14 protein-coding genes and 2 pseudogenes are annotated in these 26,116 nt (G+C 68.8%); 10 read left to right on the top strand and 6 right to left on the bottom strand.

All coding sequences use genetic code 11. The features are described from left to right. Nucleotides 1-39 precede the first annotated feature (39 nt). The 3 genes and pseudogenes from ABNQ40_RS00850 to ABNQ40_RS00840 all read left to right on the top strand — a co-directional run bounded on the left by ABNQ40_RS00850 (nucleotide 40) and on the right by ABNQ40_RS00840 (nucleotide 13,686). Nucleotides 40-5,313, top strand: a complete 5,274-nt coding sequence (locus tag ABNQ40_RS00850; protein ID WP_391345331.1) for an SDR family oxidoreductase — start codon at nucleotides 40-42, stop codon at nucleotides 5,311-5,313. Next, nucleotides 5,310-10,358 (top strand): annotated as a pseudogene (locus ABNQ40_RS00845) (beta-ketoacyl synthase N-terminal-like domain-containing protein); the annotation flags it as partial. The gene ABNQ40_RS00850 and the pseudogene ABNQ40_RS00845, both read left to right, overlap by 4 nt. A 670-nt stretch (nucleotides 10,359-11,028) precedes the next feature. Beyond that, entirely contained in the window at nucleotides 11,029-13,686 is a 2,658-nt protein-coding gene (locus tag ABNQ40_RS00840; protein ID WP_391345329.1) for a 1-acyl-sn-glycerol-3-phosphate acyltransferase, read from the top strand. A 342-nt stretch (nucleotides 13,687-14,028) separates the two neighbouring features. On the opposite strand, the gene ABNQ40_RS00835 is transcribed toward ABNQ40_RS00840, so the two are convergent. Continuing rightward, nucleotides 14,029-14,889 (bottom strand): LysR family transcriptional regulator, encoded by an 861-nt coding sequence (locus ABNQ40_RS00835; RefSeq protein ID WP_109490791.1) that lies wholly within the window; start codon nucleotides 14,887-14,889, stop codon nucleotides 14,029-14,031. Nucleotides 14,890-15,155: 266 nt separating this feature from the next. On the opposite strand from ABNQ40_RS00835, the gene ABNQ40_RS00830 reads away from it, so the two are divergent. From ABNQ40_RS00830 to ABNQ40_RS00815, 4 genes are all read left to right on the top strand, one after another. After that, nucleotides 15,156-15,455 (top strand): EthD family reductase, encoded by a 300-nt coding sequence (locus tag ABNQ40_RS00830; RefSeq protein WP_109048648.1) that lies wholly within the window; start codon nucleotides 15,156-15,158, stop codon nucleotides 15,453-15,455. Nucleotides 15,456-15,526: 71 nt separating this feature from the next. Continuing rightward, nucleotides 15,527-16,567, top strand: coding sequence for an NAD(P)-dependent oxidoreductase (locus tag ABNQ40_RS00825; RefSeq protein ID WP_391345327.1), 1,041 nt, complete (start codon nucleotides 15,527-15,529; stop codon nucleotides 16,565-16,567). Nucleotides 16,568-16,702: 135 nt separating this feature from the next. Next, a complete protein-coding gene (locus tag ABNQ40_RS00820) occupies nucleotides 16,703-17,551 on the top strand; it encodes an alpha/beta fold hydrolase (RefSeq protein WP_109490790.1) in 849 nt (282 codons plus the stop codon). 57 nt (nucleotides 17,552-17,608) lie between these two features. Further along, on the top strand, nucleotides 17,609-18,139 hold the full coding sequence (locus ABNQ40_RS00815; RefSeq protein WP_109048645.1) for a VOC family protein: 531 nt from the start codon (nucleotides 17,609-17,611) through the stop codon (nucleotides 18,137-18,139). 38 nt (nucleotides 18,140-18,177) lie between these two features. Here ABNQ40_RS00815 and ABNQ40_RS00810 read toward each other — a convergent pair whose 3' ends face one another. The 3 genes from ABNQ40_RS00810 to ABNQ40_RS00800 all read right to left on the bottom strand — a co-directional run bounded on the left by ABNQ40_RS00810 (nucleotide 18,178) and on the right by ABNQ40_RS00800 (nucleotide 22,265). After that, nucleotides 18,178-19,467: an NAD(P)/FAD-dependent oxidoreductase gene (locus ABNQ40_RS00810; protein WP_391345324.1), complete on the bottom strand. Its 1,290-nt coding sequence runs from the start codon at nucleotides 19,465-19,467 to the stop codon at nucleotides 18,178-18,180. After that, on the bottom strand, nucleotides 19,431-20,903 hold the full coding sequence (locus ABNQ40_RS00805; protein ID WP_109490789.1) for a M81 family metallopeptidase: 1,473 nt from the start codon (nucleotides 20,901-20,903) through the stop codon (nucleotides 19,431-19,433). The genes ABNQ40_RS00810 and ABNQ40_RS00805 overlap by 37 nt, the downstream gene beginning before the upstream one ends. A 69-nt stretch (nucleotides 20,904-20,972) precedes the next feature. Beyond that, nucleotides 20,973-22,265: an MFS transporter gene (locus tag ABNQ40_RS00800; RefSeq protein ID WP_109048643.1), complete on the bottom strand. Its 1,293-nt coding sequence runs from the start codon at nucleotides 22,263-22,265 to the stop codon at nucleotides 20,973-20,975. Nucleotides 22,266-22,416: 151 nt separating this feature from the next. On the opposite strand from ABNQ40_RS00800, the gene ABNQ40_RS00795 reads away from it, so the two are divergent. The 3 genes and pseudogenes from ABNQ40_RS00795 to ABNQ40_RS00785 all read left to right on the top strand — a co-directional run bounded on the left by ABNQ40_RS00795 (nucleotide 22,417) and on the right by ABNQ40_RS00785 (nucleotide 24,277). Further along, complete coding sequence (locus ABNQ40_RS00795; protein ID WP_158285544.1) at nucleotides 22,417-23,358, top strand: LysR family transcriptional regulator; 942 nt, start codon at nucleotides 22,417-22,419, stop codon at nucleotides 23,356-23,358. 98 nt (nucleotides 23,359-23,456) lie between these two features. Next, nucleotides 23,457-23,565, top strand: a pseudogene (locus tag ABNQ40_RS00790) (IS6 family transposase); the annotation flags it as partial. Nucleotides 23,566-23,827: 262 nt separating this feature from the next. After that, on the top strand, nucleotides 23,828-24,277 hold the full coding sequence (locus ABNQ40_RS00785; protein WP_109048642.1) for a hypothetical protein: 450 nt from the start codon (nucleotides 23,828-23,830) through the stop codon (nucleotides 24,275-24,277). A gap of 110 nt (nucleotides 24,278-24,387) precedes the next feature. Here ABNQ40_RS00785 and ABNQ40_RS00780 read toward each other — a convergent pair whose 3' ends face one another. Both ABNQ40_RS00780 and ABNQ40_RS00775 read right to left on the bottom strand, forming a co-directional pair. Then, nucleotides 24,388-25,149 carry an ABC transporter permease gene (locus ABNQ40_RS00780; RefSeq protein WP_109048641.1) on the bottom strand — a complete coding sequence of 254 codons (762 nt, stop codon included), beginning with the start codon at nucleotides 25,147-25,149 and terminating at the stop codon, nucleotides 24,388-24,390. Next, on the bottom strand, nucleotides 25,146-26,072 hold the full coding sequence (locus tag ABNQ40_RS00775) for an ABC transporter ATP-binding protein (RefSeq protein WP_109048640.1): 927 nt from the start codon (nucleotides 26,070-26,072) through the stop codon (nucleotides 25,146-25,148). The genes ABNQ40_RS00780 and ABNQ40_RS00775 overlap by 4 nt, the downstream gene beginning before the upstream one ends. Nucleotides 26,073-26,116 lie beyond the last annotated feature (44 nt).

The following is a 26,116-nucleotide window of genomic DNA, read 5'->3' as shown; positions in this document are numbered from 1 at the left end:
CGCCCCCCTGATCCTCCCTTTCGAACCTCCGAGACGGCCTTGAAGAACCGCCATCCCATCGCAATCGTCGGCATCGGCGCCATGTTCCCCGGTTCCGGCACCACGCACGGTTTCTGGCGCGACATTCTCGCCGGACGGGATTGCATCGGCGACGTGCCGGCCACCCATTGGCTGGTGGAGGATTATTACGACCCCGATCCGACGGCGCGGGACAAGACCTATTGCCGGCGCGGCGCCTTCCTGCCGCCGGCCACGCTCGACCCGCTGGAGTTCGGCATCCCGCCCCAGGCGCTGGCCGCCACCGACACCGCGCAGCTTCTGGCGCTGATCGTCGCCAAGGAGGTGCTGGACGAGGCCTGCCGCTCCCGGTTCCGCGACATCGACCGCAGCCGGACCAGCATCGTGCTGGGCGTGGCCTCCGCCACCGAACTGGTCGGCACCATGGGGGCACGGCTGCAACGGCCAGTCTGGGTCAAGGCCCTGCGCGAAGCCGGCCTGCCGGAAGCCGAGGTGACCGCCCTCTGCGACCGCATCGCCTCGCAGTATGTGGAATGGCAGGAAAGCACCTTCCCCGGCGTGCTCGGCAATGTGGTGGCGGGGCGCATCGCCAACCGCCTCGACCTTGGCGGCACCAACTGCGTGGTGGACGCCGCCTGCGCCAGTTCGCTGTCGGCCCTGCTGATGGCGATGAACGAGCTGGAGCTGGGCCATTCCGACATGGTCATCAGCGGCGGCGTCGACGCGCTGAACGACATCTTCATGTACATGTGTTTCAGCAAGACGCCGGCCCTGTCCAAGAGCGGCGATTGCCGGCCATTCTCCGACGCCTCCGACGGCACCATCGTCGGTGAGGGGCTGGGCCTGTTCGCCCTGCGCCGGCTGGAGGATGCCGAGCGTGACGGCAACCGCATCTATGCCGTTATCCGCGGCATCGGTTCCTCGTCGGACGGGCGCGCCACCAGCGTCTATGCTCCCCGTCCCGAAGGGCAGGCGGTCGCCCTGCGCCGCGCCTATGCCGACGCCGGCTATGGTCCGCGCAGCGTCGAACTGGTGGAGGCCCACGGCACCGGCACCCGTGCCGGCGATCTGGCGGAGTTCACCGCCCTGACCCAGGTGTTCCGCGAAGCGGATGCGGAAACGGAGTCCTGGTGCGCCATCGGCTCGATCAAATCGCAGATCGGCCATACCAAGGCCGCTGCCGGCTCCGCCGGTCTGCTGAAGGCGGCGCTGTCGCTGCACCAGAAGGTTCTGCCGCCCACCATCAAGGTCGAGCGGCCCGACAGCCGCCTCAATCTGGAAACCAGCCCCTTCTACCTCAACACCCGCGCGCGTCCCTGGGTGAAGGGTGGAGGCCCCCGCCGCGCCTCCGTCAGCTCCTTCGGCTTCGGCGGCAGCAACTATCACGTGGCGCTGGAGGAATATTCCGGGTCCCGCACCGCTTCCCGCCTGTGGGCCGGCGGTGCGCTGGTGCTGGCCGGCGGTGCCGACGCGCAATCCCTTGCCGATGCCGCCCGCACACTCGCCGAGCGCGTGAAAGCGGAAGGGCTGGAAGCGGTCGCCCGAGACAGCCGGATCGCCTTCGACCCTGCCGCACGTCATCGCCTCGCCATCGTCGCCGCCGACGCCGCCCAGTTCGAGGCGCGCTTGGCGACGGCGTTGAGCCAGTCCGGTCCCTTCTCCACCCCCGGCATCCATCTGGCGGTGGGCGAAGCCACCGGCGGCAAGATCGCCTTCCTGTTTCCCGGCCAGGGCAGCCAGTATGTCGGCATGGGCGCCGATCTGGCCGTCGCCTTCGACGAGGCGCGGGCCGTCTGGGATGCCCAGGCAGCGCTGCCCGCCGCCCCCGGCCAGCCGCCCTTGCACCGCGTGGTCTTCCCGCCGCCCGCCTTCACCCGCGAGGAGGCCGACGCTCAGGATGCCCTCCTGACCCGGATGCTGCATGCACAGCCCGCCATCGGGACGGCGAGCCTCGCCCTGCTGGCGGTGCTGGAGCGCGCCGGCCTCCGCGCCGATGCCGTCGCCGGCCATTCCTTCGGTGAGATCACCGCACTCTGCGCCGCCGGAGCCATCGACCGGCACACGGCCCTGACCCTGGCCGGCGAGCGTGCCCGCTGCATGGAAGCCGCGGCGGCCGGCAGCGACGGCGCCATGATCGCGGTGGCCGCCGGACGGGAGCGTGTCGCCCCTCTTCTGCACGGGCTGGACGTGGTTCTGGCCAACGACAACGGGCCGGAACAGGTGGTTCTGTCCGGTGCCCGCGCGGCGGTCGAGAGCGCCGTCGTCCTGCTGGAGGCCGAGGGGCTACGGGCCGTCCGCCTGAAGGTCGCCAGCGCCTTCCATTCTCCGGTGGTGGCAGCGGCGTCGAAGAGCTTCCGCACCGTCCTCGAGAACACGCGGTTCGACACCGCCGCCATCCCGGTCTATGCGAATCTCACCGCTGCCCCCTATAGCGACAGCGAAACCCGCGACCTGCTGGCCGGGCAGATCGCCGGCACGGTCCGATTCCGCGAAACGATCGAGGCGCTGTATGCCGACGGCGTCCGCACCTTCGTGGAGGTCGGCCCTGGTGCCGTGCTGACCGGTCTCGTGGCGCAATGCCTGGACGGCCGCCCGCATCTGGCCGTGTCGTTCGACCGGCGCGGAGCCAACGGCGTCCTCAGCCTGCTGGACGGGTTGGGCGCCCTGGCGGTGCATGGCGTGCGCCTGGATTTCGAAGCGCTGTGGGCCGGCTTCGCCGAAGAGCGCAAACCCAAAAAGCCGTCGCCCGCCGCGGTCCAAATCTCCGGCGCCAATTTCGGCAAGATTTATCCGCCCCAGGGCGGCGCCTCCGCATTGCCCAAGCCCAACCCGCCGCGGCCCGCTCCCACACCGGTCGCGCCAATTCTGGCCGCGCCGGCTTCCCCGGCACCGGTCCGATCCGCCGCCGTCCAGTCCCAGCCCATCGAAGAAGCCCCGATCATGGTCACGAACTCCCCCGCTCCGCAGCCGGCGCCCACCCCCGTCGCCACCGCGTCGGTGGAGACGATCTATCACCATGTCGCCGATGCCCACGCCGCCTTCCAGCGCGCCATCGCCGAGAGCCATCAGGCCTTCCTCGCCGTCGCCGGTCAGGCGATCCAGAGCCTCAGCGGCGTTCCGGCGCAGCAGCCTGCGTTCACCGTCCCGCCTGCGCCGGTCATGCCGGGCGCACCGGTCATCGCCGCTCCGCAGCCAATGCCGGCCCTGGCTCCCGCCCCCGTGGCGGCACCCACTCCGCCGATGCACCGGCAGGCGCCGGCTCCAACAGTCCCGCAGCCTGTGGCAGTCCCCGTTCCGCCTGCGGCCAGCGCCCGTGACACGGTTCTGGCGGTGATCGCCGAGAAGACCGGCTACCCGGTTGAGATGCTGAGCGCGGAGATGGAGCTTGAGGCCGGGCTCGGCATCGATTCCATCAAGCAGGTGGAGATTTTCTCGACCCTGCAGGAGCGCATCCCGGCACTGGGCACTGCCGACATGCGCGAGTTGAACGCGCTGAAGACCATCGGCCAGATTCTCGCCATCGCCGACCGCCGCGGCGGCACTCCGGCCCCGGCGCCCGTCACGGCAGCGCCCGCAGCCGTGACGCCAGTGACCGAACCGGCCGCGCCCTCCGTCGATGTCGGCACGCTGTTCATGGGGCTGGTCGCAGAGAAGACCGGCTACCCCGTCGAGATGCTCAGCCCGGAGATGGAGCTGGAAGCCGGCCTCGGCATCGATTCCATCAAGCAGGTGGAAATCTTCTCGGCTCTGGTCGAACGGCTGCCGGACCTCGCCTCGGTCGAAATGCGCGAGCTGACCGCGCTGAAGACCGTGGGCGCCGTGATCGCGCGCATCAGGGGCGACGCTCCCACCGCCCCGCAGACGCCGCAGTCGCAGGCCCTGCCCGCGTTATCGTCCGGCACCCTCCGAACCTGCGCAGTGCTGGAGGACCGGAAAGCTCCCGGAGCCGACATGCTGCGCGGCCTGACCAGCATCGCCGTCATTCCGGATTCCGACGGCGTCGCGGCCGAGCTGGTGACGCTGCTGTCTGCCAAGGGCATCGCCGCCCGCCTCACCGAAGAGCCGGGCGCGCAGGACGACGGCGTGCTGTTTTTGGCCGGCCTCGACGGCGCCGATGCCGCGTCGAGCGCCGACCTGCACTGGCGCGCGCTTGCCGCAGCCAAGGCCGTCGCTCTCCGCCTGGGCGAAGCCGGCGGCGCCTTCGTCACCGTCCAGAATGGCCGGGATGCCTGGCTTGGGCTTGGCGGGCTCGTCCTGACCGCCGCGCATGAATGGCCGGCGGCGCGGGTCAAGGCCATCGACCTGGAGGCCGGAAGCCGCTCCGCCGCCGAACTGGCGCAAATCCTGGCGGCCGAACTCACAACCGGCGACGGCGATGCCGAGTTGCGGCTGACCGCCGACGGCCGGCGTCTCGTCCGCACTCTCCGTCAGGAAGAAGCGGCGGACGGCCCGCTTTCGCTGCCGGAGGGTGCCGTGATCGTCGTCTCCGGCGGCGCCCGCGGCGTGACCGCGGTGGCGCTGGAGAAGCTGTCCCGCCATATCCGCCCGACCCTGGTCATCCTCGGCCGCAGCGACCCCGGCGCCGCCCCGGTCCTGCCTGGCCTTTCCGAGGATGCTGACGAGACGGCGGTGCGCCGGGCGGTGATCGCCGGCCCCGGTGCCGGCAAGCCGCCGCGCGAGATCGAAGCGATGGTCAGAACCATCCTCGCCGCCAACGAGGCCCGCTCCACGCTCCGCCGGCTGGAAGCGGCCGGCGCCCGCGTCCGCTACTGCCGCGCCGACATACGCGACGCCACCTCCGTCGCCCAGGCGCTGGCGACGGTCCGGGCGGAGGCCGGCCCGATCTCCGGCATCGTCCATGGCGCCGGGGTGCTGGCAGACAAGCGCATCGGCGACAAGACCCGCGAGCAGTTCGACGCCGTCTTCGGCACCAAGGTGGACGGGATCGCCAACCTGCTGGAGGCGACCCGCCAGGACCCCGTGCGCGTCATCTGCCTGTTCTCCTCCATCGCGTCGCTACACGGCAATGCCGGCCAGTGCGACTACGCCATGGCCAACGGCGTCCTGAACGCCGTGGCGCGGGCGGAGGCGGCGCGCCGCCCCGACTGCACGGTCAAGGCCATCGCCTGGGGGCCGTGGGACGGCGGCATGGTCGGACCGGCGCTGAAGCAGCATTTCCGCCGAATGTCCGTCGGCCTGATCGCCCCGGACGACGGCGCCGCCTTCATGCTGCGCGAACTGGCCCAGCCCCCTGCGAGAAACCCGGTCGTTTCCTGCATCGGCCGCTCGGCATGAGCCGCGTTCCGCCCATCGCCATTATCGGTCACGGCTGCGTGTTGCCGGGCGCCCTCAGCCCGGCGGAGCTGTGGCGGGCCGTTGTCGAGGAGCGGGACCTGCTGCGTCCGGTGCCGCCCGGCGTCTGGCGTGTCGACACCGCACAGGCCCTGTCGCCGCAGGCGCCGGAACGCTCGGCCACCGACCGCGGCGGCTATGTCCAGGGCTTCGATGCCGTCTTCGATCCCAGCGGCTTCGTCTGCCCGGCCGAGGATCTGGCCGGCCTCGACCCGCTGGTGCTCTGGCTGGTCCACTGCGGGCGCGAGGCGTTGCGCGAGGCCGGGCTGACCGTTGCGCCGCAGGGGCGGTGCGGCCTGATCGCCGGCAACCTGTCCTACCCCACCGCCAGCCTCTGCGCCTATGCCGAGGCGGTGTGGCTCGACCGCGAGCGGCCCAATCCGGCGAACCGCTTCTCCTCCGGCCTGCCGGCCCGGCTGGCGGCCCGCGCGCTCGGCCTCGACGGTCCGGCCTTCTGCCTGGACGCCGCCTGCGCCTCCTCGCTCTACGCCGTCAAGCTCGCCTGCGACCAGTTGCGCGACGGCCATGCCGACCTGATGATCGCAGCGGGCGTCAACCGCGGCGACGATCTGTTCCTCCACATGGGCTTCACCGCCCTCAACGCCCTCAGCCCGACCGGCCGCAGCCGTCCCTTCCACCGCGAGGCCGACGGGCTGATTCCCGCCGAGGGAGCGGCCTGCGTGGTGTTGAAGCGGCTGGACGACGCCGTGCGCGACGGCAACCGCATCCTCGGCGTCATCCGCGGCATCGGCCTGTCCAACGACGGGCGCAGCCGCGGCTTCCTGGTCCCCGATGCCGGCGGGCAGGAACGCGCCATGGCCGCGGCCTATGCCCAGGCCGGCCTCGGTCCGGAGGCGGTGTCGCTGGTCGAATGCCACGCCACCGGAACCGCGCTGGGCGACGCCACCGAGATCGCCAGCATGGGCCGGATCTTCCAAGGGCTGGACGGCGTCCCCATCGGTTCGCTGAAATCCAACCTTGGCCACCTGATCGCCGCCGCCGGGCTGGCCGGCATGGTCAAGGTGATCCAGGCGATGGCGGCCGGCATCCGCCCACCCACCCTGCATGCCGGCTCCGCCCCGCTGGACGGCATCGCCGCCTCGCCCTTCCGCCTGCTGAACCGGGAGGAGCCATGGGAGGCGGACGGTCCCCGCCGCGCCGCCATCAGCGCCTTCGGCTTCGGCGGCAACAACGCGCATCTGATCCTGGAGGAATGGCATCCCGCCACTCCGTCCGTGCAGGTGGCCGCCGTCGCGCCGCCCCCTCTGCGCGTGGCCGTCGTCGGGCTGGCCGTCGTCACCGCCGCGGACGATTTCGCCGCCGCCCTGTCGGCAGCCCCACCGGCCGGGGACGGCCAGCGCGCCCTGGACAGCATTTCGCTGGACCTCGCCACCGCCCGCGTCCCTCCCGCCGACCTGCGCCATGCCCTGCCCCAGCAGTTGCTGGCGATGAAGGCAGTGGCGCAGGCGGTAGCCGCCGCTCCCCCCCTGGCGGCGGCCACCACCGGCGTGCTGATGGGCATGGGCTGCGATGCCGAGGTGGCGCGACGCGGGCTGGGCGTGCGGCTTGCCGGCCTCTGCGGCCCGGAGGCCAGCGTCGAGCTCGGCCCGCCGCTGAACGCGGCCGGCGTCATCGGCACCATGCCGAACATCGTCGCCAACCGTTTCAACGCACAGTTCGACTGGCGCGGCCCCAGCCATTCGGTGTCGGCGGAGGAGCTGTCGGGGCTCGCCGGGCTGCGCATCGCCGCCCGCGCTCTGGTCACGGGAGAGCTGGACGCCGCGGTCGTCGGCGCGGTCGACCTGTCCTGCGAGCCGGTCCATCGCAGCGCGCTGGCCGCCCTGCACCCCGACCCCGCGACGGCCGGCGACGCCGCCGTCGCCCTGGTGCTGCGCCGGGTAGAGTGCGCCGAGGCCGCGGGGGAGCCGATCCACGCCATCCTTGACCTGTCCGATGCCGGTGGCGCCGAATTCACCCTCGCAGGCCCGCAGGGCGCCAGCCCGGTCACCCGCCGCTTCGGCCATGCCCATGCCGCGTCCGGCCTGCTGCATGTCGCCGCCGCCATCGTCGCCTGCCGCGGGCGCATGCAGCCCGCGGACGGCCCCGCCCGTCCCTGGCTGGGCGCCGGACCGTTGCGCACCCGTGTCACCGTCGAGGCGCTGGGCGGAGCCGCCGACAAGCTGCTGGTCGAAAGCGGCGGCATCGTCCGGCCGGCCCTGCCTCCCCCCGCCGTCCGCCTGCGCTGGTTTGCCGCCGGCAGCCGGGCCGACCTGTGCGGGCGCATCCGGCGCGGCGAGGATGGCGGGCAAGGCCCCGTCCGCCTGTCCTTCGCCTGCCAATCCGGCCGGGAAGCCGATACCCTGTCCCGCGCGCTCGCCCTGGCCGAAGGCCGCGCGGCCGTCGCCGACGGCATCCATTTCCGGGAACAGCCGCTGGGCGGCACGCTCGCCTTCGCCTTCACCGGGGCCGCTGCGGCCTACGAGGGCATGGGCCGCGACCTGTTCCTGTCGATGCCCGACGTCGGCCGGACCGTCACCGAGCGTTTCCCCGTCCTGGCCCACGCTGCGGAACGGCTCTACGGTTCCGCCGCCCCGCTCGACGCCATGGCGCAATTGCAGACCTGTGCGCTGCTCTGCCAGACCCATGCGGAGGTCAGCCGCAGCATCCTCGGCCTGCGGCCCCAGGCGATGCTCGGGCTGTCCTCCGGCGAGACCAACGCGCTGTTCGCCGCCGGTGTCTGGACCGACATGGACGCCATGTTCGCGGAGATCGACGCATCGGGCCTCTATGGCCGTCATCTGACCGGCGACTGCCTCGCCGCCTCCCAAAGCTGGGGACGGACGGGTGCCGCGGACTGGCGCAACTGGCGCCTGCTCGCCCCCGTCGAGGAGGTCGAAGCGGCGCTGGCCGGCCTGCCCCGCGTCTCGATCACCATCGTCAACGCGCCGCAGGATTGCGTGATCGGCGGCGATGCCGAATCCTGCCGGCAGGCCATCGCCCGCCTCGGCGCTCACCGCGCGCTGCCGCTCGGCCAGGACATGGTGGTGCATTGCGCCGAACTGGAGCCCTGCGCCCCGGTTTGGCGCCGCATCCACCGGCGACAGACCACCGCGCCCGAGGGCGTCGCCCTTTACGCGAACGCCTTCGCCCAAGCCTATCCGCCGTCCATCGAGCTCTGCGCCGAGGCGCTGACCCAGCAGGCGGTGGAGCGGGTGGACTTCCCCCGCACAATCCGCCGCGCCCATGACGATGGCGTGCGCATCTTCGTCGAGCATGGCCCGCGCAACGCCCTGACCCGCTCCATCGCCGCGATCCTGTCCGGCCGCGACCATCTGGCGGTCAGCCTCGACCATCCGGGCCGCGCGCCGCTGGAGCAGTTGGCGCATGTCGCGGCCGAACTGTTCGCCGCCGGACTTGACCCTGCCATGGCCGAGGTCGCCCATCGCCTGGAGCGTCCGGTTGCGGCACCGCCGGCCCAGCCCCTGACCTTCCCCGCCCATGCCGCCCCCGTGGTGGTGACGCTCGGACAACCGATGCCCCCCGCACCGCCCCTGCCGCCGGTCGCCGGCCTTCCGCCCCCCGATCTGGCCGCACGCCGCCCCCTGGACGAGGTGCCGGAGCCGGTCGTGTCCGAAACGGTGTCAGCGCAGGTCCCGCCGGCCGACAGCCCGATTGCCCGCATCCTCGCCCGCACGGCGGAGCTTCACACCGGTTACCTGACCATCGCGTCGGACCTGCACCGGACCTACCTGCACGGCTTCGGCGTGCCGACGCCGTCCGCCCTCCCTCTCCCCCCCGGGGAGAGGGTCGGGGTGAGGGGGATGCATGGGGTGGATTCTCGGGAAACGGTCGCTGTGGTTCCCCCTCACCCTAACCCTCTCCCCGGGGGGGAGAGGGGACTTGCCCCCCTTTGGAACCGCGCCCAGCTGGAAACCCTCGCCTCCGGCAAGGTCTCCGACATCTTCGGCCCGCTGTTCGCGCAGCAGGACGGCTACGCGCGTCAGGTCCGCATGCCGGAACCGCCGCTGCTGCTGGTCGACCGCGTCGTCTCCATCGCCGGCGAGCCGGGCAGCATGGGCATGGGCTCCATCGTCACCGAGACCGACGTCACGGCCGACGCCTGGTATCTGCACAACGGCCGCATGCCGGTGGGCATCGCCATCGAATCCGGGCAGGCCGACCTGTTGCTGGTCTCCTGGCTGGGCGCCGATTTCCGCAACAGGGGCGAGCGCGTCTACCGCCTGCTCGGCTGCGAGATGACCTACCTTGAGGGTGGTCTGCCCAGGGTCGGCGACACCCTGCGCTACGACATCCACATCGACGGCCATGCCCGCATGGGCGAGGTCGGGTTGTTCTTCTTCCATTACGACTGCCGCATCGGCGACCGGCTGGTGCTGTCGGTCCGCAACGGTCAGGCCGGTTTCTTCACCGACCGGGAACTCGCAAACTCCGGCGGCGTGCTGTGGAGCGCCGAGGAGGATCGGCCCAGGGAGGACGCCCGCCTCGACCCACTGCCCTGCCCGTCGCGCCACCGCTCCTTCACCGCCGAACAGCTCGACCTCTGGACCGCCGGCCGGGCCTTCGCCTGCTTCGGCGCGGGGTTCGAGCTGGCCGGCAGCCACCAGCGCACCCCGGCCATCCCGCAGGGCCGCATGCGCCTGATTGACAGCGTGACCGTCTTCGAACCGCAGGGCGGTCCCTGGGGCCGCGGCTATCTGCGCGCCGAAAGCCATGTGCCGGCCGATGCGTGGTTCTATGCCGGCCATTTCAAGAACGATCCCTGCATGCCCGGCACCCTGATGGCCGAGGGCGCGGTGCAGGCGGTGGCGACCTTCATGGCGGCGGGCGGCTTCACCATCGGCCGCGATTCCTGGCGGTTCGAACCGGTGCCGGACGAGCCCGCCCGCTTCGTCTGCCGCGGGCAGGTGATCCCCGACACCGGCCATCGTCTGGTCTACGAGGTCTTCGTCGAGGAGATCGAGGACGGTCCGACACCCATCGTCCGCGCCGCCCTGCTGTGCAGCGCCGACGGCTTCAAGGTCTTCCACTGCCGCGCCTTCGCGGTACGGCTGGTGCCCGACTGGCCGCTCGGCCAGGGCCGCCACGCCCTGCCGGCACGGCTGGAGGCGCCGCGCATCGTCGGCACCCGCGGCGACGTGCGCGGCGATCACGAGGCGCTGCTGGCCTGCGCCTGGGGGGCGCCGTCCGCCGCCTTCGGCAGCATGTATGCCCGCTTCGACGCCGGCCGGGTGCCGCGCCTGCCGGGGCCGCCCTATCACTTCATGACCAGCGTCGTGTCGGTGAACTGCCCGGCCGGGGAACCGACCGTCGGCGGCACCATCCTCGTCGATTGCGCGGTGGAGCCGGACGCCTGGTACTTCGCCGAGAATGCCGCCCCGGTGATGCCCTTCTGCGTGCTGATGGAGGTGCTGCTCCAGCCTTGCGGCTGGCTGGCGTCCTACATGGGCTTCGCGCTCGCCTCCACCGAGGATCTCGGCGATCCGCAACCTGGACGGCGACGCCGCCCGCGTCTTTGCCGAGGTGACGCCCGCCGACGCCTGCGTCCGGACCGAAGCGACGCTGACCCGTTTCTCCCGTGCCGGCGGCATCACCCTGATCGCCTTCAAGGTCCGCGCCTGGGTGGACGACCGGCCGCTGATGGAGCTGGAGACCGCCTTCGGCTTCTTCGCCGCCGCCGCCCTGGCGAAACAGAACGGCCTGCCGACCCTGCCTGCCGACACCGCCCGTGGCATTCCGCCCGCGACGCCGCCCATCGAACCCCGCCACACCAGACTGGCGGAGGGCAAGCTGCGCATGGTGGACGAGGTCACCGGCTGGTGGCCGCAGGGGGGAGCCGCCGGCCTGGGGCTTGTCCGCGGCCGGCAGGCGGTCGATCCGGAATCCTGGTACTTCAAGGCCCACTTCTTCCAGGACCCGGTGCAGCCCGGCTCGCTGGGTGTCGAGGCGCTGCTGCAATTGCTGGAACGCGCCATGCTGCTGGCCGGGCTCGACAGCGAAATGCCGTCGCCCCGTTTCGAGGGTGCTGCGCTGGACGAGCCGCTGCGTTGGAAATATCGCGGTCAGGTCGTGCCGACCAACCACACTGTCTCCACGGAAATCGAGATTGTGCGGATCGAGCGCGACGAGCGCGGCATCCTCGCCGTTGCCCGCGGCAGCCTGTGGGCGGACGATCTGCGCATCTACGAGGTGGACGGCCTCGCCGCCCGCCTCGTGCCCGGCGGCGATGTGCCCCGCAACTGCGATGGGCCCAGCGGCGATGAACCGGCGGACCTCCGCCTGGATCTGGACAGCGCCCCCTGGCTCGGCGACCATCGCCCCACCCACACCGCTCCGGCGGTCCCGCTGACCTGCCTTGCCGACGCCATGGCTGCCGCCGTGCCGGGCGGGCGGATCGTGGCCCTTGAGGATGTGCGGGTCCAGCGCTGGGTGACGGTGCCGGTGACGCTGCGCCCCGAAGCGGAGCACGACGGTCGCGTCACCCTGCGGGACGGCGGCGCGGCCGTGGCGACCGGGCGGGTGATCCGGGCGGACGGTTGGCCGGCTCCGCCGCAGCCCTTCACCCCGCTGGACGACGCCCGCCCCTCCCCCTGCCCCTACAGCGCCGGCGAGCTGTTCCACGGACCCGCCTTCCAGATCCTGAGCGACCTGCGCACCGGCCCGCGCGGTGCGTCCGCCACGCTCGATGCGGCCAAGGCGGCACAGGTGCCGGGGCCGATCGGCCCGGCGCTGCTCGATGCCGGACTGCATGCCATGCCCCGCCATGCGCCCGAACTCTGGTGGGGCGACCGGGCAGCCGGGATGCTGGCCTATCCCAGCGCCATCGAACGGTTGAGCCTGTTCGGCCCGACGCCGTGCGACGGCCTGATCCGCATCGAGGTGCGCGCCCTGCCGCTCGACGGCCAGGGCCGCGCCCGCTCCCGCCTGCAATGGCTGGCCGGCGGCCGGGTTTGGGCCGAGATGGAACTGGCCGACGTGCTGTTCCCCAAGGGCGCGCTCGGCAACGCACCCGCCCTGGCCCGTCAGGCCTTCCTGCGTGACCGCCAAGCCGCTCCCGGCTTGCGGTTGTCCCGGTCGGAGGACGGCATCACCCGCCTGAACGCCCGCGAGGTCGCAGCTAGCAACTGGCTGCCGGGAACGCTGGAAACCATTTACGGCGTGTCCGGCACCCCCGCCGAGATGGCCCGCGCCATTGCCGCCAAGGAGCATGCCGGCGCCCATCTCGGTGTCCACCCCGGCACCGTGACGGTCGAGGACGGCATCGCCCGCTGCCCTGCCGCGCCGCTCACCCCGGTCCCGCTGTCGATCGCGCAGGAGGGTGCCGACTGGCTGGTGACCGGCACGGCTTCCGCAGCCCCCGACCTCGCCCCGCTGCAACGGTTCTGGCGTGCACATCTGGGAACCGGCGACTGGCCGGTGGAGGATCTGTTCCTGGCGCTGGCCGGCGAGTTCGTCGGACAGGTCCGCGTGGCGGCTCCCGACCAGCTCGCCCGCATCGGCGAGCGCGGCGCGCTGTTCCTCGCCAACCATCAGGTGGCGGTGGAGTCCCTCACCTTCGCGCTGGTTGGCGCCGCCCTGACCGGCCGACCGATCCTGACCGTCGCCAAGGCCGAACACCGCGACACCTGGCTCGGCCGCCTGCTGACGCTGAGCGGCAGCGCTCCGGAGCTTCGCCTGCCGGCCATGATGATGCTGTTCGACCGCGAGGATCCCGCCGCCATGCTGGGGCTGATGGAGCAGGCGCGCACCGCGGTGACGCGGGACGGGCTGTCCATCATGGTCCATGCCGAGGGCACGCGCTCGCTCTCCTGCCGCACGCCGGTCAGCCGCCTGTCGGGGGTCTTCCTCGATCTGGCGGCGCGGCTGGAGATCCCCATCGTTCCCGTCCGCTTCGCCGGCGCCCTGCCGGTCGAACCGGCAGCCGGCCGGCTGGACTTCCCCCTCGGCTTCGCCCGCCAGGACATCCACATCGGCCGGCCGCTGTGGCCGGAGGAACTGGCGAGCCTGCCGCTGGCGGAGCGCAAGAGGACGGTGCTCGACGCCATCAACGGGGTCGGCCCCGCCTTGGCCGACGAGGAGCCCAACCAGCCGCGCCCGGCATTCGAAGCAAGGGCGAAGGCGCTTGCCGCAGCCTGCGGGCTGTCCCCTCCCCTGGCGGCGGCAGTGCAGGCCGTGTTGAACATGATTCCGGCCGACCGACCGCTGGGTCGCCTCGCCCGCCGGATCGCGGCGGGCGAGGCCGGCGACGAAAGCGACCCGTGGCTGTCGGCACTCTCCCGCTGGTTCCGGGCCGGATGATTTGGCCGCATACCGCCGCGCCTAAGCATTGACACATGGGAGCCAAGGGTAGCTTGTGAGGAAGTGTCGGTGCTCCGGTGTGGCGGTGAGGGCGTTCCAGGCGTCACAGCAGGCCTGGACGACGGCGTCGTAGTCGTCCAGGAGCCGATGGGACAGAAAGCGCTCGCGCAGGTACAGCCAGATTCCTCCCCATCGCGATGGATTATCGCATCACGGATTGCCGGCCTTGGGAATCCCTCTCGGTGAGTCAGCGGCTCCGCTCACCGGTATGATGTGTCTGTGCCGGGCCGTCGATGATGAAGGTGAAGTTCTGTAGGTGCTCGTCCAGCGCCGACGGGACAATCACGCGGTCGCATTCACAAGATGGTCCGATACGGTCGAGATGAACGCACGAAGACGCTGAAGACGCCGTAGGTCCCGGTGATATCCCATCCAGATGTCTCGCGCCGGCGGCGGCGTCGGCAGTTCCAGTCTGCGGATACCCGGGATTTGATTGCCCACCACCCGGGGCAGGACGGCGATGCCGACGCCTTGCCTGCACATGCGCCCCTGGACGTTGCGGTTGTTCGACCGCAGGACCGGTCTCGCGTTGGGGAAACTCTCGATGAGCCACGCAATGTCAGGAAAATGGCCGGTGGACGTGTCGTGGGTGATCAGCCGGAAGCCGGTCCCATCGCCATATTTCGGCTCCTGCGCCTCCTCCGCGATGTAAACGCCATACTCAAGGCGGAAGAGCCGTCGCTGAACTACGTCGGCAGTGTCGAACGGAACGATACGAAAAGCGACGTCGGCCTCCCGCTGGGCGAGGTTGAACAGGCGCGTCCCGGTCAGGATCTCGATGTCGACGTTGGGGTGGGCTTTCGAGAAATCCGCCAGGATGGGGGGCAGGACATAGGCCCCGAACCAGTCCGCGGATGAAATGCGCAGATTGCCCTTGAGATTCTGCTCCTGCCCCGCAAGCCGGCGCTCCATCGCCAGCGCGCTTTCTTCCATCTGCTCCGCCAGCGCGATGATCCCGTGGCCCTCTTCGGTCAGTACAAGACCGTCCGCGGTTCGCTGGAAGAGCGTGTGGCCGATCGCCTGCTCAAGTGCACGGAGGCGCCGGCCGACGGTCGGATGGCTTGTCTGGAGAGACCGCGCGGCGGCACCCAGCGTGCCGGATCGCGCGATGGCGAGAAAGACCCTGACATCACTCCATTCCATCACGCCCACCCGCACAAAATTGAACGCCGAGAGTACAGTTATGTCACTTATGGAACAAATCTAAATGCCTAGATTGCTCTCATCGTCTGGACAAAGGCCCTGCTGCGGATCCGCCAGACCCATGCGGGCCGCCGCCTGGGCGAAGGAACAGTGACCCTGGCTGCGGGACCAAAGGAAAGCTCGTCCGGACTGAACAGAGAGGATTTCCCTGAGGGGTCGCGGAACGCGGCGGCCCGCCCCGATACTCGCATATGAGGACTTCGACGATGATCACGATGCTGGTGACCTATGCGGGCGATGAGAAAACGCCATTCGACCGCGACCACTGGATCAACCTGCACCTCCCGCTCGTCCGGGAAAGCTGGGGACGTTATGGGCTGGTCAGCGCCGGAGGGTTCTTCCCGCAAGGTGATGGTGCCGGGCTGATCGCGGTCGGAATTGTCAACTTCCGCGACGAAGCCGCCATGGATGCGGCGCTCAGGTCGCCGGAAACCGCCCAGGTCATGGCTGACGTCGACATCGTCACCGCCGTCAAACCGCAACGCAACATCGTTAAGCCGCTCTGAGCGGCACGGGGGTGCCTGTCGATTGCGGGGGCCGCTGATCTCTCCAGGTCTGCGCCCCGGCCGGCGTCACCGTGATCGGCGGTGTCTTCTACGCACTCGGCAGGGCGTGCGCCGATGCTGGCCAATCTGCCGGCGCAGGTCTCGGCCTCGCGATCGCCCGGCAGCCTGAGTCCGGTCCCGAGCACAGCCCTCATCCGAACAACAGGAGAAAGAACATGCAGATCGGATTCATCGGTCTCGGCAATATGGGCTCGGCAATAGCCCTGAACCTCGTGAAGGCAGGCCATGACGTGCGGGCCTGGAACCGCAGCAAGGTCGCACAGGAAAGCATTCCCGGGGTAAAGCTGGTCAAGCGCGCGGCGGATGCATTCCAGGCTGACGCAGTCTTCACGATGCTATCCGACGACCCTGCCATTCGGGAGGTGATCCTCGATGCCGGCCTGCTGGCAAGCGCGCAACCAGGGCTGACCCATGTTGTCACCTCGACGATCTCGGTGGCTTTCGCTCGGGAACTGGAGCTGCTGCACGAAGAGGCAGGCCTTGGCTACGTGTCCGCACCGGTCCTCGGGCGACCGAACGTAGCGGCGAGTGGCCAGCTCAACATCCTGGCGGCCGGGAAGGCCGATGCAGTTGCAGCGGTCGAGCCGCTGCTCGCTTCACTCGGCAAAAAGGTTTGGAAGTTGGGGGAGAACCCCGCTCGGGCGAATACGGCGAAGCTGGCCTGCAATATGATGATCGCCATGGCCATCGAGGCGATGGCCGAGGGTGTCGTGCTGACCGAGAGCGTCGGCCTCGACCGTGCGGATTTCTTCGAGCTCATCCTGGGCACCCTTTTCTCGGGTCGCGCCTATGAGAGCTACAGCGCGCAGATCACGGAACGGTCGTTCGAGCCGGGTTTCAAAGCCGAGCTCGCGCTCAAGGACATGCGTCTCGCGACCGAGGCCGTCAACGAGATCGGACGCACGCTCCCGATGCTCGAAGCTGTCCGCGAGGGGCTCGGCAAAGCTGTCTCGGCGGGCTTCGGGAAAAAGGATTGGTCGATCATGGCCGACATGACGGTTCGCGGCGGCGACGGCTTGGCACCGTCTGAAGGCAACACGGAGAGGACATGATGAAGACTTGGCTCATCACCGGCCGCTCAAGCGGCTTCGGACGGCGCCTTGCGCTCGCCGCGGCACAACGCGCCGATCAGCCCTGACGCTCGCCGCAAGCTCTGTTTGAACGTCAACACCGACTGGAAAGCGATCATGATCGCAACTTTGAAGGGGTTTACCCAGCAGTTGGTGCCGGTGAACGGCATCAAGATCAACGCTGTCACGGGGGGCTCGGGCCCGCCGATCCTTCTGCTTCACGGCTGGCCGGAAACATGGTGGGAATGGCACAAGGTGATGCCGCTGCTGGCCGGGCATTTCAGCGTGGTGGCGATGGATCTGCGCGGCGCAGGCTTTTCCGACTGCCCGCTCGACGGCTATGACAAGGCGACGATGGCGCGCGACGCGCACGAGGTCATGATCGCCCTTGGGCATGACCGCTACGCCGTGTGCGGACATGACATCGGCGGAATGGTCGCCTTGCCGCAGGCCGCCATCTACCGGGAGGCCGTCACCCACCTGGCCGTCCTGGATGTGCCGCTTCCCGGCTGGACCGGATGGGAGGCGACGACTTCGAGGCTCTGGCACTTCAGCTTCCATATGAACCGGGATCTGCCCGAGCGCCTGATCCATGGCCGCGAATATGATTATGTTTCGACCTTCATGGCAGAGCGGTTCTACGATCACGGCACCTTCAATCCGGCGGACATCGAGATCTACGCGAAGGCGATGGCTCTTCCCGGCCGCACGCGCGGCGGCATGGAATGGTATCGCACCCTCGCCGCCGATCATGCGGCTGCTCTTGAGTACAAGAAGAACCCCCTCGGGATACCGGTGCTCGGTCTGGGTGGGGACCAGCGGTTCGGTGCGCAGATGGTGCCGATGCTCAAAGAGTTCGCCAGCAATGTGACAGGTGGCTCGATCGCGCGGTGCAGCCACTATGTCGCGGATGAGCGGCCCAATGAAGTCGCGGCCGCCCTGGTCGATTTCCTCAAGGCCAGCTGAAACTCTGCGCCCGGGCCGTCGCGGGCCGAGCGGATCGACAAAATCAAGGAGACTGTCATGACTGCACCCCTCATTCGCGGCGTCAATCACATCGGCATCACGGTGCCCGACATCGAAGCGGCAAAATCCTTCCTGGTGGAAGCCTTTGGCGGTCGGGTGATCTACCAATCCTTCGGACCGCAGGATCCACCGCGGCGGGGACCCGAATTCGAGCGGGCCGTCGGCGCTTTCCCCGGAACGGTCGTGCGTGCGCAGGCGATGGTCAAGATCGGAACCGGACCCGATATCGAGCTCTTCGAAATGCACGGCCCCGAGCAAGCCCAGCCGATCCGGGCGAGCGACTTCGGCATCACGCACTTCGCTCTCTATACCGACGATATCGACGCATCGGTCGAGCGCTTCGAGAAGGCCGGAGGTACCCCCCTCACCGCGCCGCGCGCAATTCCCTATGCAACCGAGAAAGGTCCTGGAAACAAGGTGTGCTACTGCCGCATGCCCTGGGGCACGACGATGGAATTCATCACCACGCCGGACCGTATGGCCTACCATGACCAGACTGACCTGCGCAGGTGGCAGGACGAGGACTGAGCAGGGCGCGAAGTCGATGACATCTGCTGGCCCCACCATCATCGCAGTGCAATCCGATCCGCGCGGAACGGCTCCAGGTCAACGACCGGATCGTCGCCAACAATCGACTCCGCGATCAGACGACCGGTAATCGCTCCAAGCGTCAATCCTTGGTGGCCGTGCCCAAAGGCGAGCCACAGGTCCCGATGCCGTGGAGCGGGGCCGATGATCGGAAGCATGTCCGGCAGGCAGGGCCGGATGCCCATCCATGGCCGGGAATCCAACGCTTCTCCCAACGGGACGAGGCGCCGCGCATGCCGCAGAGCCCTGTCGATCTGAACCGGTGTCGGCTCGGCGTCGCGTCGGGCAAACTCGGCACCGGTGGTCAGGCGCACACCCTGGCGCATCGGAGCGAGGACATATCCCCGCTCGGCATCGAGGACCGGTCGCCCAAGCTGCACCCCGGCCTGCAAACCAAAATGCATGTGATAGCCGCGCTTGCCTGCAAGTGGAAAGCGATACCCCAGCCTCGCCGTCACCTGATCGGACCAGGCGCCCAGGGCGACGACGGCGGCACCCGCCTGGACCGCACCGTCCTGCGTTTCGACCGACCAGCCGCCAGTGACCTGCCGGAGCGAGCCGGCGTTCCCGGTCAGAAACAGTCCGCCCAGCCGTTCCGTCGCGATCCGGTAGGAATCCACAAGCTGGCCGGGGTCCGTCACCGTGAGCGGCTGGGGATAGTGAAGTCCGCCCAACACCCCTGGGTCGATGTCCGGTTCCAGCGACGCGAGCCGGGTCCGGTCGAGCGGCCTCGCCTGGACACCGAAAAGGCGCTGCAATTCCTCGGCCTGCTGCAGTTCCGCGTCCTGCCGGCGGGAGGTTCTGAAGATCTTCAGCCAGCCGGTCGGGCGCAACAGATGCCCGGCCTCGGCATTTCCGGCCAGATGGCGGGTCTCCTCCAGGCAGCGGGCGATCAGGCTGTGATAGTCCCTTGCGATCCGCGCGTGCCGGAGCGGATGCGAGTGATGCCAGTAGCGCCGCAGGAACGGAGCGAGCCCAGGCAAGGCGTTCGCATGGTAATGGACGTCGCTCCCCCGGTTGCCGGCGACGCGCAGAAGCGTCGCCATGTCGCGGGGGAATGCATAGGGAAAGATCGCCTCGCGTTGAATGAGACCGGCATTGCCATAGGACGCCTCCCGCCCGGCCGCACCCCGCCGGTCCACCAGCGCGACGGACCGTCCGCGCATCTGCAGGTGCAAGGCGGTTGCGGCACCGACGACGCCGGCACCGACGACGAGGACATCGACTTTCTTCACGACGGACGCTCCGCGGCTGCGTCGAATGGCCATTTCGGCCGCCTGATCTTCCGGAAGGGCAGCGTCGTGATATCCCGGGTGACGACGCCCGGGGCATCGACCATGACGATCCGCGAGGCGATTGCCGTGAAAGCCGAGCGGAAGTGCTGCGACGACTTGACGACCACGATCCGCCGGTCCGCCGGGTCGCAGCCGAGCTGGGTAAACAGGTCGAGGCCGAAGGCTTGGCAGCGGAAGCTCGTCAGCACAACGTCGATGCCGTCGCAGGCGACCAGCGCGCAGTCGCCGAGCTTCGCGGGCGTGCCAGCAAGCCCCGTCATCGTCATGTCGCGCTTGAGCGCCTTCACCTCCCAGATCCCGTCCACCGGATCGCCCGACAGCGGACCGATCTTGCCGCCGATGCGCAGCGGAATCCTCGCGCCGGCACCGGCGTCGAAGGCGATGCGGACGGCGACCATGTCCCAGAGGGGGCCGAGGCAGACATTTCCGACGCCCCTCTGCAGTAGCCGCCGGAGGATGAAGGTGGAATCGCTGGGAGCACCGCCGCCGGCATTGTCGCTGCCGTCGCCCAGCACCACCGGACCGGGCGTGGCGAGGGCCAGATCGATGGCCTGATCGATTGTCGGCATGGGGCTGGCAAGCCGGTCCCGCAGCGCGAACAGGTCCTTGGCCAGGGCGTCGGCGACGGATGCGGCGCGGGTGCCGTCGCGATCCTCATCGGCGTCGCCGTAGACGAGAATCTTGGTGCCCATATCGGCCGTATCGCCCCATGCGAAGCCGTGGACAATCGAGATCGAGACGATCCCGTCCCGGCCCTCCATGGCCTTCACCCGGTCGACGAAACCGCGGGCAGGCTCCTGGGTGGTGTGGAGCAGACCGATCATGCCGGTGTCGGCGACGGCCGGGCGCAGACGCAGACGCCCCTCGGCCAGTTCCGCGCAGCGCTCCACCAGTTCCAGCGCACGCTCCGCGATGTCCGTGTGGGGATATTCCTTCCAGCAGATCAGCAGATTGGCGTTGCCGACCATCGCATCACTCAGATGGGTGTGGGGATCGAGCGTGGCCCCGACGACGGCGTCCGGCCCGGTCATCGTCCGGATCCGGGTGAGCAGATCGCCTTCGCAATCGTCATAGCCATCCGCCGCCATCGCGCCATGCAGCCCGATCAGAACCATGTCGACCGGCAGGGCCGCCCGAAGGTCGTCGAGCAGCGTATTGCGCAACTGTTCATAGGCGGCCTTCGTCACCAGCCCGTTGGGGACGGCAGCCGCGACCAGACCTTCGGACAGGTGCCAGCCGCGCTCGCGCCCCAGCTTGCGGGCGGCCCACAATGGGCCGCTGTGCATCTGCATTGCATCGGGATGCTGTCCGGCGGGAAAGAACGCCCGCTCGTGGAAGCTCGATACACCGGTCGGCATCGGACCGAAGGTGTTGGTCTCCGTCGCCAGGGAACCGGAGAAGACGCGCAGTGGCTTCATCGTTTTTCCAGGGATGGATGGTTTTCTCAAGGGATGGATCGAAATGGAGGGGCCGGCCGATCAGGCGGGAACGGCCTGCCGCCGCCGGCGCAGCAGGATCAGCACCACGCCGCCAGCCGCCAGCGCCAAGGCGATTGCCGCGAGCCCGCCTTGCAGGGACCCGGTCGCGTCGCGGATCGTGCCGATCACCATCGGACTGATGAAGCCGCCAAGCAGTCCGATGCTGTTGATGAGCGCGATGCCGCCAGCCGCCGCCGTGCCGCGGAGCAGATCCGCCGGAATCGTCCAGAAGACCGTATAGGCCGAATAGATGGCGGCCGTTGCCACGACCAGGGCGGCAAGTGACACCGGCACATTGCCGAGCGCTGCACCGGTAGCCGCCAGACCCGCCGCACCGATGAAACAGCCTGCAATGCTGTAGCCATAGCGGTCGCCGCTGCGATCGGAGCGACGGGCGACCAGTTGCATGGTCGCCACAGCAACCACATAAGGCAGCGCCGAGAGAAGCCCGATTGTGAACGTCTCGGAGATGCCTCCAGACCGCAGAAGCGTGGGCAGCCAGAAGCTGACGGCATAAAGCCCTGCGATCATGCAGAAATAGGAGAATGCCAGAGCATAGATGCGCGGGTCGCGCAGCGCCCGGGAAAAGCCGTCGTGCCGTTGTCCGCCGGATTCCTCCGCAAGGTCAGCCCTGATCAGGGCGCGCTCGGCCTCGGTGAGCCACGGAGCCTGTTCGGGACCGTCGCACAGCACCAGGAACAGCAAGACGCCGAGGGCGACGCAGGGAAGTCCCTCGACAAGGAACAGCCATTGCCACCCCGCGAGCCCCAGCGCTCCGTTCAGCCCGGCCATGATCGCGGTGGACAGCGGACCGCCGACGACCCCGGCGACCGGGCTCGCCAGGAGCACCGTCGCCATCACCCGTCCACGATGGGTCCGGCCGTACCACAGGGTCAGGTAATAGAGCAGGCCCGGTCCGAAGCCGGCTTCGAAAACGCCGAGCAGGAAGCGCAGGATGTAGAAGGTCCGCTCGTCATGGACAAAGATCATCGCGGCCGAGGCCAGCCCCCATAGCACCATGATCCGGCTCATCGTCCGTCGCGCTCCGATCCGGGCGAGCAGGAGGTTGCTTGGAACTTCGAACAGCACGTAGCCGAGAAAGAAGATGCCGGCGCCGAACCCGTATGCCGCTTCCGAAAAGCCCAGATCGCTCTGCATCTGCAGCTTGGCGAAGCTGATATTGACGCGGTCCAGATAGGCCAGCCCATAGGACAGGATCAGCAACGGCAGGATCCGCATGCCCACCTTTTTAAAGATACGCGCCTTCTCCCGGTCGGTCGCCGCCGGATCCATCGGTCCGGCGATTGTGGTCACGTGCGCGTTCAAGAAGACCTCCTGTCGGGTACCTATTGTTCTTGCAACCAGCATTCCTCTGCCAGCTGTTGCCAACAATGATAAAATACGCTGTGATACGTTGCGATTGAGGCAACGAAAGTCAGTGCCGATGCCGCTCGGACCCAGCAGCCGTCAACTGTCCTACTTCATGGAGGTTCTGAGGACGGGATCGGTCCGCGGTGCGGCCGACGCCTGCAACGTGGAACCGTCCGTCGTCAGCCGACAGGTCGCCGCCCTGGAAGCCGATCTGGGGGTGAGCCTGCTGGAGCGGCGCGGCCGCGGCGTGGTCCCGACGGAAGCGGCAGAGCTCGTCCTTGCCTATTGCCGGGATCGCGTCGCCGGCAACGATACGCTGCGAACCCAGCTCCTGGAAATTGAGGGCTTGAAGCGCGGCCGCCTTCACCTGATGGTGGGCGACGGGTTCGTAGACACCGTCATGAGGCTGGTGGTCGGGCGCTTCTGCGGCGAGTTTCCAGGGGTCGAGGTCACCGTCGAGGTCGGGGGCACCAGCGAGACGGTGCGGGCGCTTGCCGAGGATCGCTGCGATCTGGGATTGGCCCTGTCGCCGCCGACAAGTTCGGCCATTCATGTCGTCAGCCAGCGCGCCCACCCGATCTGTGCCCTCATGGCCCCCGACCATCCCTGCTCCAGGATCGAGGCGCCGCTGACCCTTGCCTTGCTTCAGAAATACCCGTTGGCTCTGGCCGCTCCGGGGACTGGGCTGCGTACGCTGATCCAGTCGGCAGCGGACGACGAGTGCGTCGAGTTGCGGCCGAGTTTCGTTTCCAACACCGTCATGCCGATGAAGCATTATGCCGAGGCGGGTCTGGGGTTGACCTTCCTTTCTGCACAGGCGGCGGCTACGGAGTTGGCGGACGGCCGTCTGATCGCCCGCCCAATTGCCAACTCCATTCTGCAAAGCAGTCGGGTACAACTGATCGTCCGCGACCGACCACGGCTGTCTCCCGCATTGACGCGACTCATCCGGACCTTCGACGAGTCACAATATTTCAGCGCGGCGAACGATCCCCAGCCAATGGACGGCAGATGACCGACACTGTCGTTTCGTCCGCCGTATCGGCGGAAAACAGAGTCCGCCGGATCTCGCGTCAATTCCGGTGAGGGAGCGCAAGGCGGACAGCCGGCGTGATGATGGCCGAGCGCGGCGTCACGGTCGGTCACCCGACCATTTACCGCTGGGCACAGAGGTACGCGCCGGAAATCGGGAAGCGGCTACGCTGGCAGTGGCGCTGCCCGCGGTCGACCAGCTGGCGGGTCGACAAGACCTTAGCCAGCATCTCGAACTCCAGAACGCATTGCGTCGGCGGCGATGCCCGTAACCATCGCCTCGCGCCTGCCGGCTGACTTTGCAGCGAAGCCCCCTGGAGTTCTGGAGCGTGGTGAAAGATGCGGCCGGTTGTGGTCCGGCTCACATCGGCGGCGGGCGGGGTCGGCTAGGGTCATGTCATCGAGACAACCCGCCGGATGCACCGCACCGACCCCACCCAGGAGACCACACCATGATCCGCACCTCCCTGCTCGCCGGCTTCGCCACCCTGGCCCTGCTCACCGCCCCCGCCATGGCGCAGAATGTGTCCAACCTGTCGAACACCGCGGCCGGCATCGGCAATGGCGCGACCCAGAGCGTCACGACGATGCAGCGCAGCGGCGGGCTGTTCGGCGGTCCGAACGCGGCGAACGTCTCGAACCTCGCCGCCGGGATCGGCAACACCGCCAGCCAGGGCGTGCTGGTCGGCCAGCGCAGCGGCGGGCTGTTCCCCGGCGGCTCGGCCGCCAACGTGTCGAACACCGCGGCGGGCATCGGCAACTCGGCGATGCAGGGCGTGACGGTGCTCCAGCGCTCCGGCGGCCGGACGCCGTTCGGCGCCCCGAACCTCGCAAACGTGCAGAACCTCGCCGCCGGCATCGGCAACGCCGCCGGCCAGGGCGCCCTGGTCCGTCAGCGCTGAGCACCGGGCTACGTCTCATTCCTCCCCGGCTTCGGCCCACGGCCTCGGCCCCGAGCGGTTCATCCGCCGGGGCCTTCTCTTTTCCTGCTTCAGGCCAAGCCGTTGGCCGGTCAGTTCTTCAGCTTGTAGCCCGTGCGGAAAATCCACCACACGACGGCAAGGCAGATCGCCAGCAACAGAGCGGTCATGCCGAGGCTCAATGCGACAGGCATGTCGGCGGCGCCATAGAAGCTCCAGCGGAAGCCGCTGACCAGATAGACGACCGGATTGAACAGGGTGACTGTCTGCCAGAACGGCGGCAGCATTTTGATCGAATAAAAGCTCCCGCCCAGGAAAGCGAGCGGTGTCACGATCAGCATCGGCACGATCTGCAGCTTTTGCCAGCCGTCGGCCCAGATGCCCAGAATGAAACCGAGCAGGCTGAAGGTCACCGACGTCAGCACGAGGAAGGCGACCATCCAGACCGGGTGCGCGATGGAAAAATCCACGAACAGCCGCGCCGTCAGCAGGATCAGCGTTCCAAGGATGAGAGACTTGGTCGCCGCCGCGCCGACATAGCCGATCACCGTCTCGAAGGCGGAGACGGGGGCCGACAGCAGTTCGTAGATCGTGCCGGAATAGCGCGGCATGTAGATGCCGAAGGACGCGTTCGACACGCTTTCCGTCAGCACCGACATCATGACGAGGCCGGGGACGAGAAACGCGCCGTAGCTGACGCCCTCGATCGATGTGAAACGCCCGCCGATCGCCGCCCCGAAGACGATGAAATACAGCGAGGTGGAGATCACCGGGCCGGCGATGCTCTGCGCCAGCGTGCGCCAGGTGCGGGCCAGTTCGAAGAGATAGATGGCCCTGATCGCATGAAGGTTCATGCCCGCTCCCTCACCAGATTGACGAAGATCTCCTCCAGGGAGCTCTCTTCGGTGCGCAGGTTCGTGTAGGTGATGCCGTGGTCGCCCAGCTTGCGGAGAAGCCCGGCGATGCCGGTGCGCTCCTGCTGCGTGTCGAAGCTGTAGACCAGTTCCCGCCCACCCTCCGACAGGGTCAGGGGATAGTCGGCGAGTTCGGACGGGATGGCGTTCAAGGGGCTCTGCAATTGCAGGGTCAGCTGCCGCTTCCCCAGCTTCTGCATCAACGCGGCCTTTTCCTCCACCAGGACGATCCGGCCGCCGGAGATCACGCCGATGCTGTCGGCCATCTCCTCCGCCTCCTCGATATAGTGGGTGGTCAGGATGATGGTGACGCCGCTGTCGCGCAGGCGCCCGATCATCTCCCACATGCCGCGGCGAAGCTCCACATCCACACCGGCGGTCGGCTCGTCCAGGAACAGGATGCGCGGCTCGTGCGACAGCGCCTTGGCGATCAGCACGCGCCGCTTCATGCCGCCGGACAGCGCCATGACCTTGGTGTCCTTCTTGTCCCACAGGGACAAATCCTTCAGGATCCTCTCGATCACCGCGGGGTTGGGCGGCTTGCCGAACAGGCCCCGGCTGAAGCTGACGGTCGCCCAGACGCTCTCGAACGCCTCGGTCGTCAGTTCCTGGGGGACCAGACCGATCAGGGACCGCGCGGCGCGCCAGTCGCGCCGGATGTCGTGGCCGTCCACCGTCACGCTGCCCGATGTCGCCCGGACGATGCCGCAGACGATGCTGATCAGCGTCGTCTTGCCGGCACCGTTCGGACCGAGCAGTGCCAGGATCTCGCCGCGGCGGATGTCGAGATCGACTCCTTTCAGGGCCTGGAAGCCGGATGCGTAGGTCTTCTTCAACCCACGGATCTCAATTATAGGCTGCATGTCTTCCCTCGGCTTGGGGCCAACTCCCGGGTGCGGACGCCACC

The sequence above is a fragment of the Azospirillum sp. A23 genome (assembly GCF_042938965.1).
In the GTDB taxonomy this organism is placed as follows: domain Bacteria; phylum Pseudomonadota; class Alphaproteobacteria; order Azospirillales; family Azospirillaceae; genus Azospirillum; species Azospirillum melinis.
This window is presented reverse-complemented; position numbering and strand designations above follow the sequence as displayed.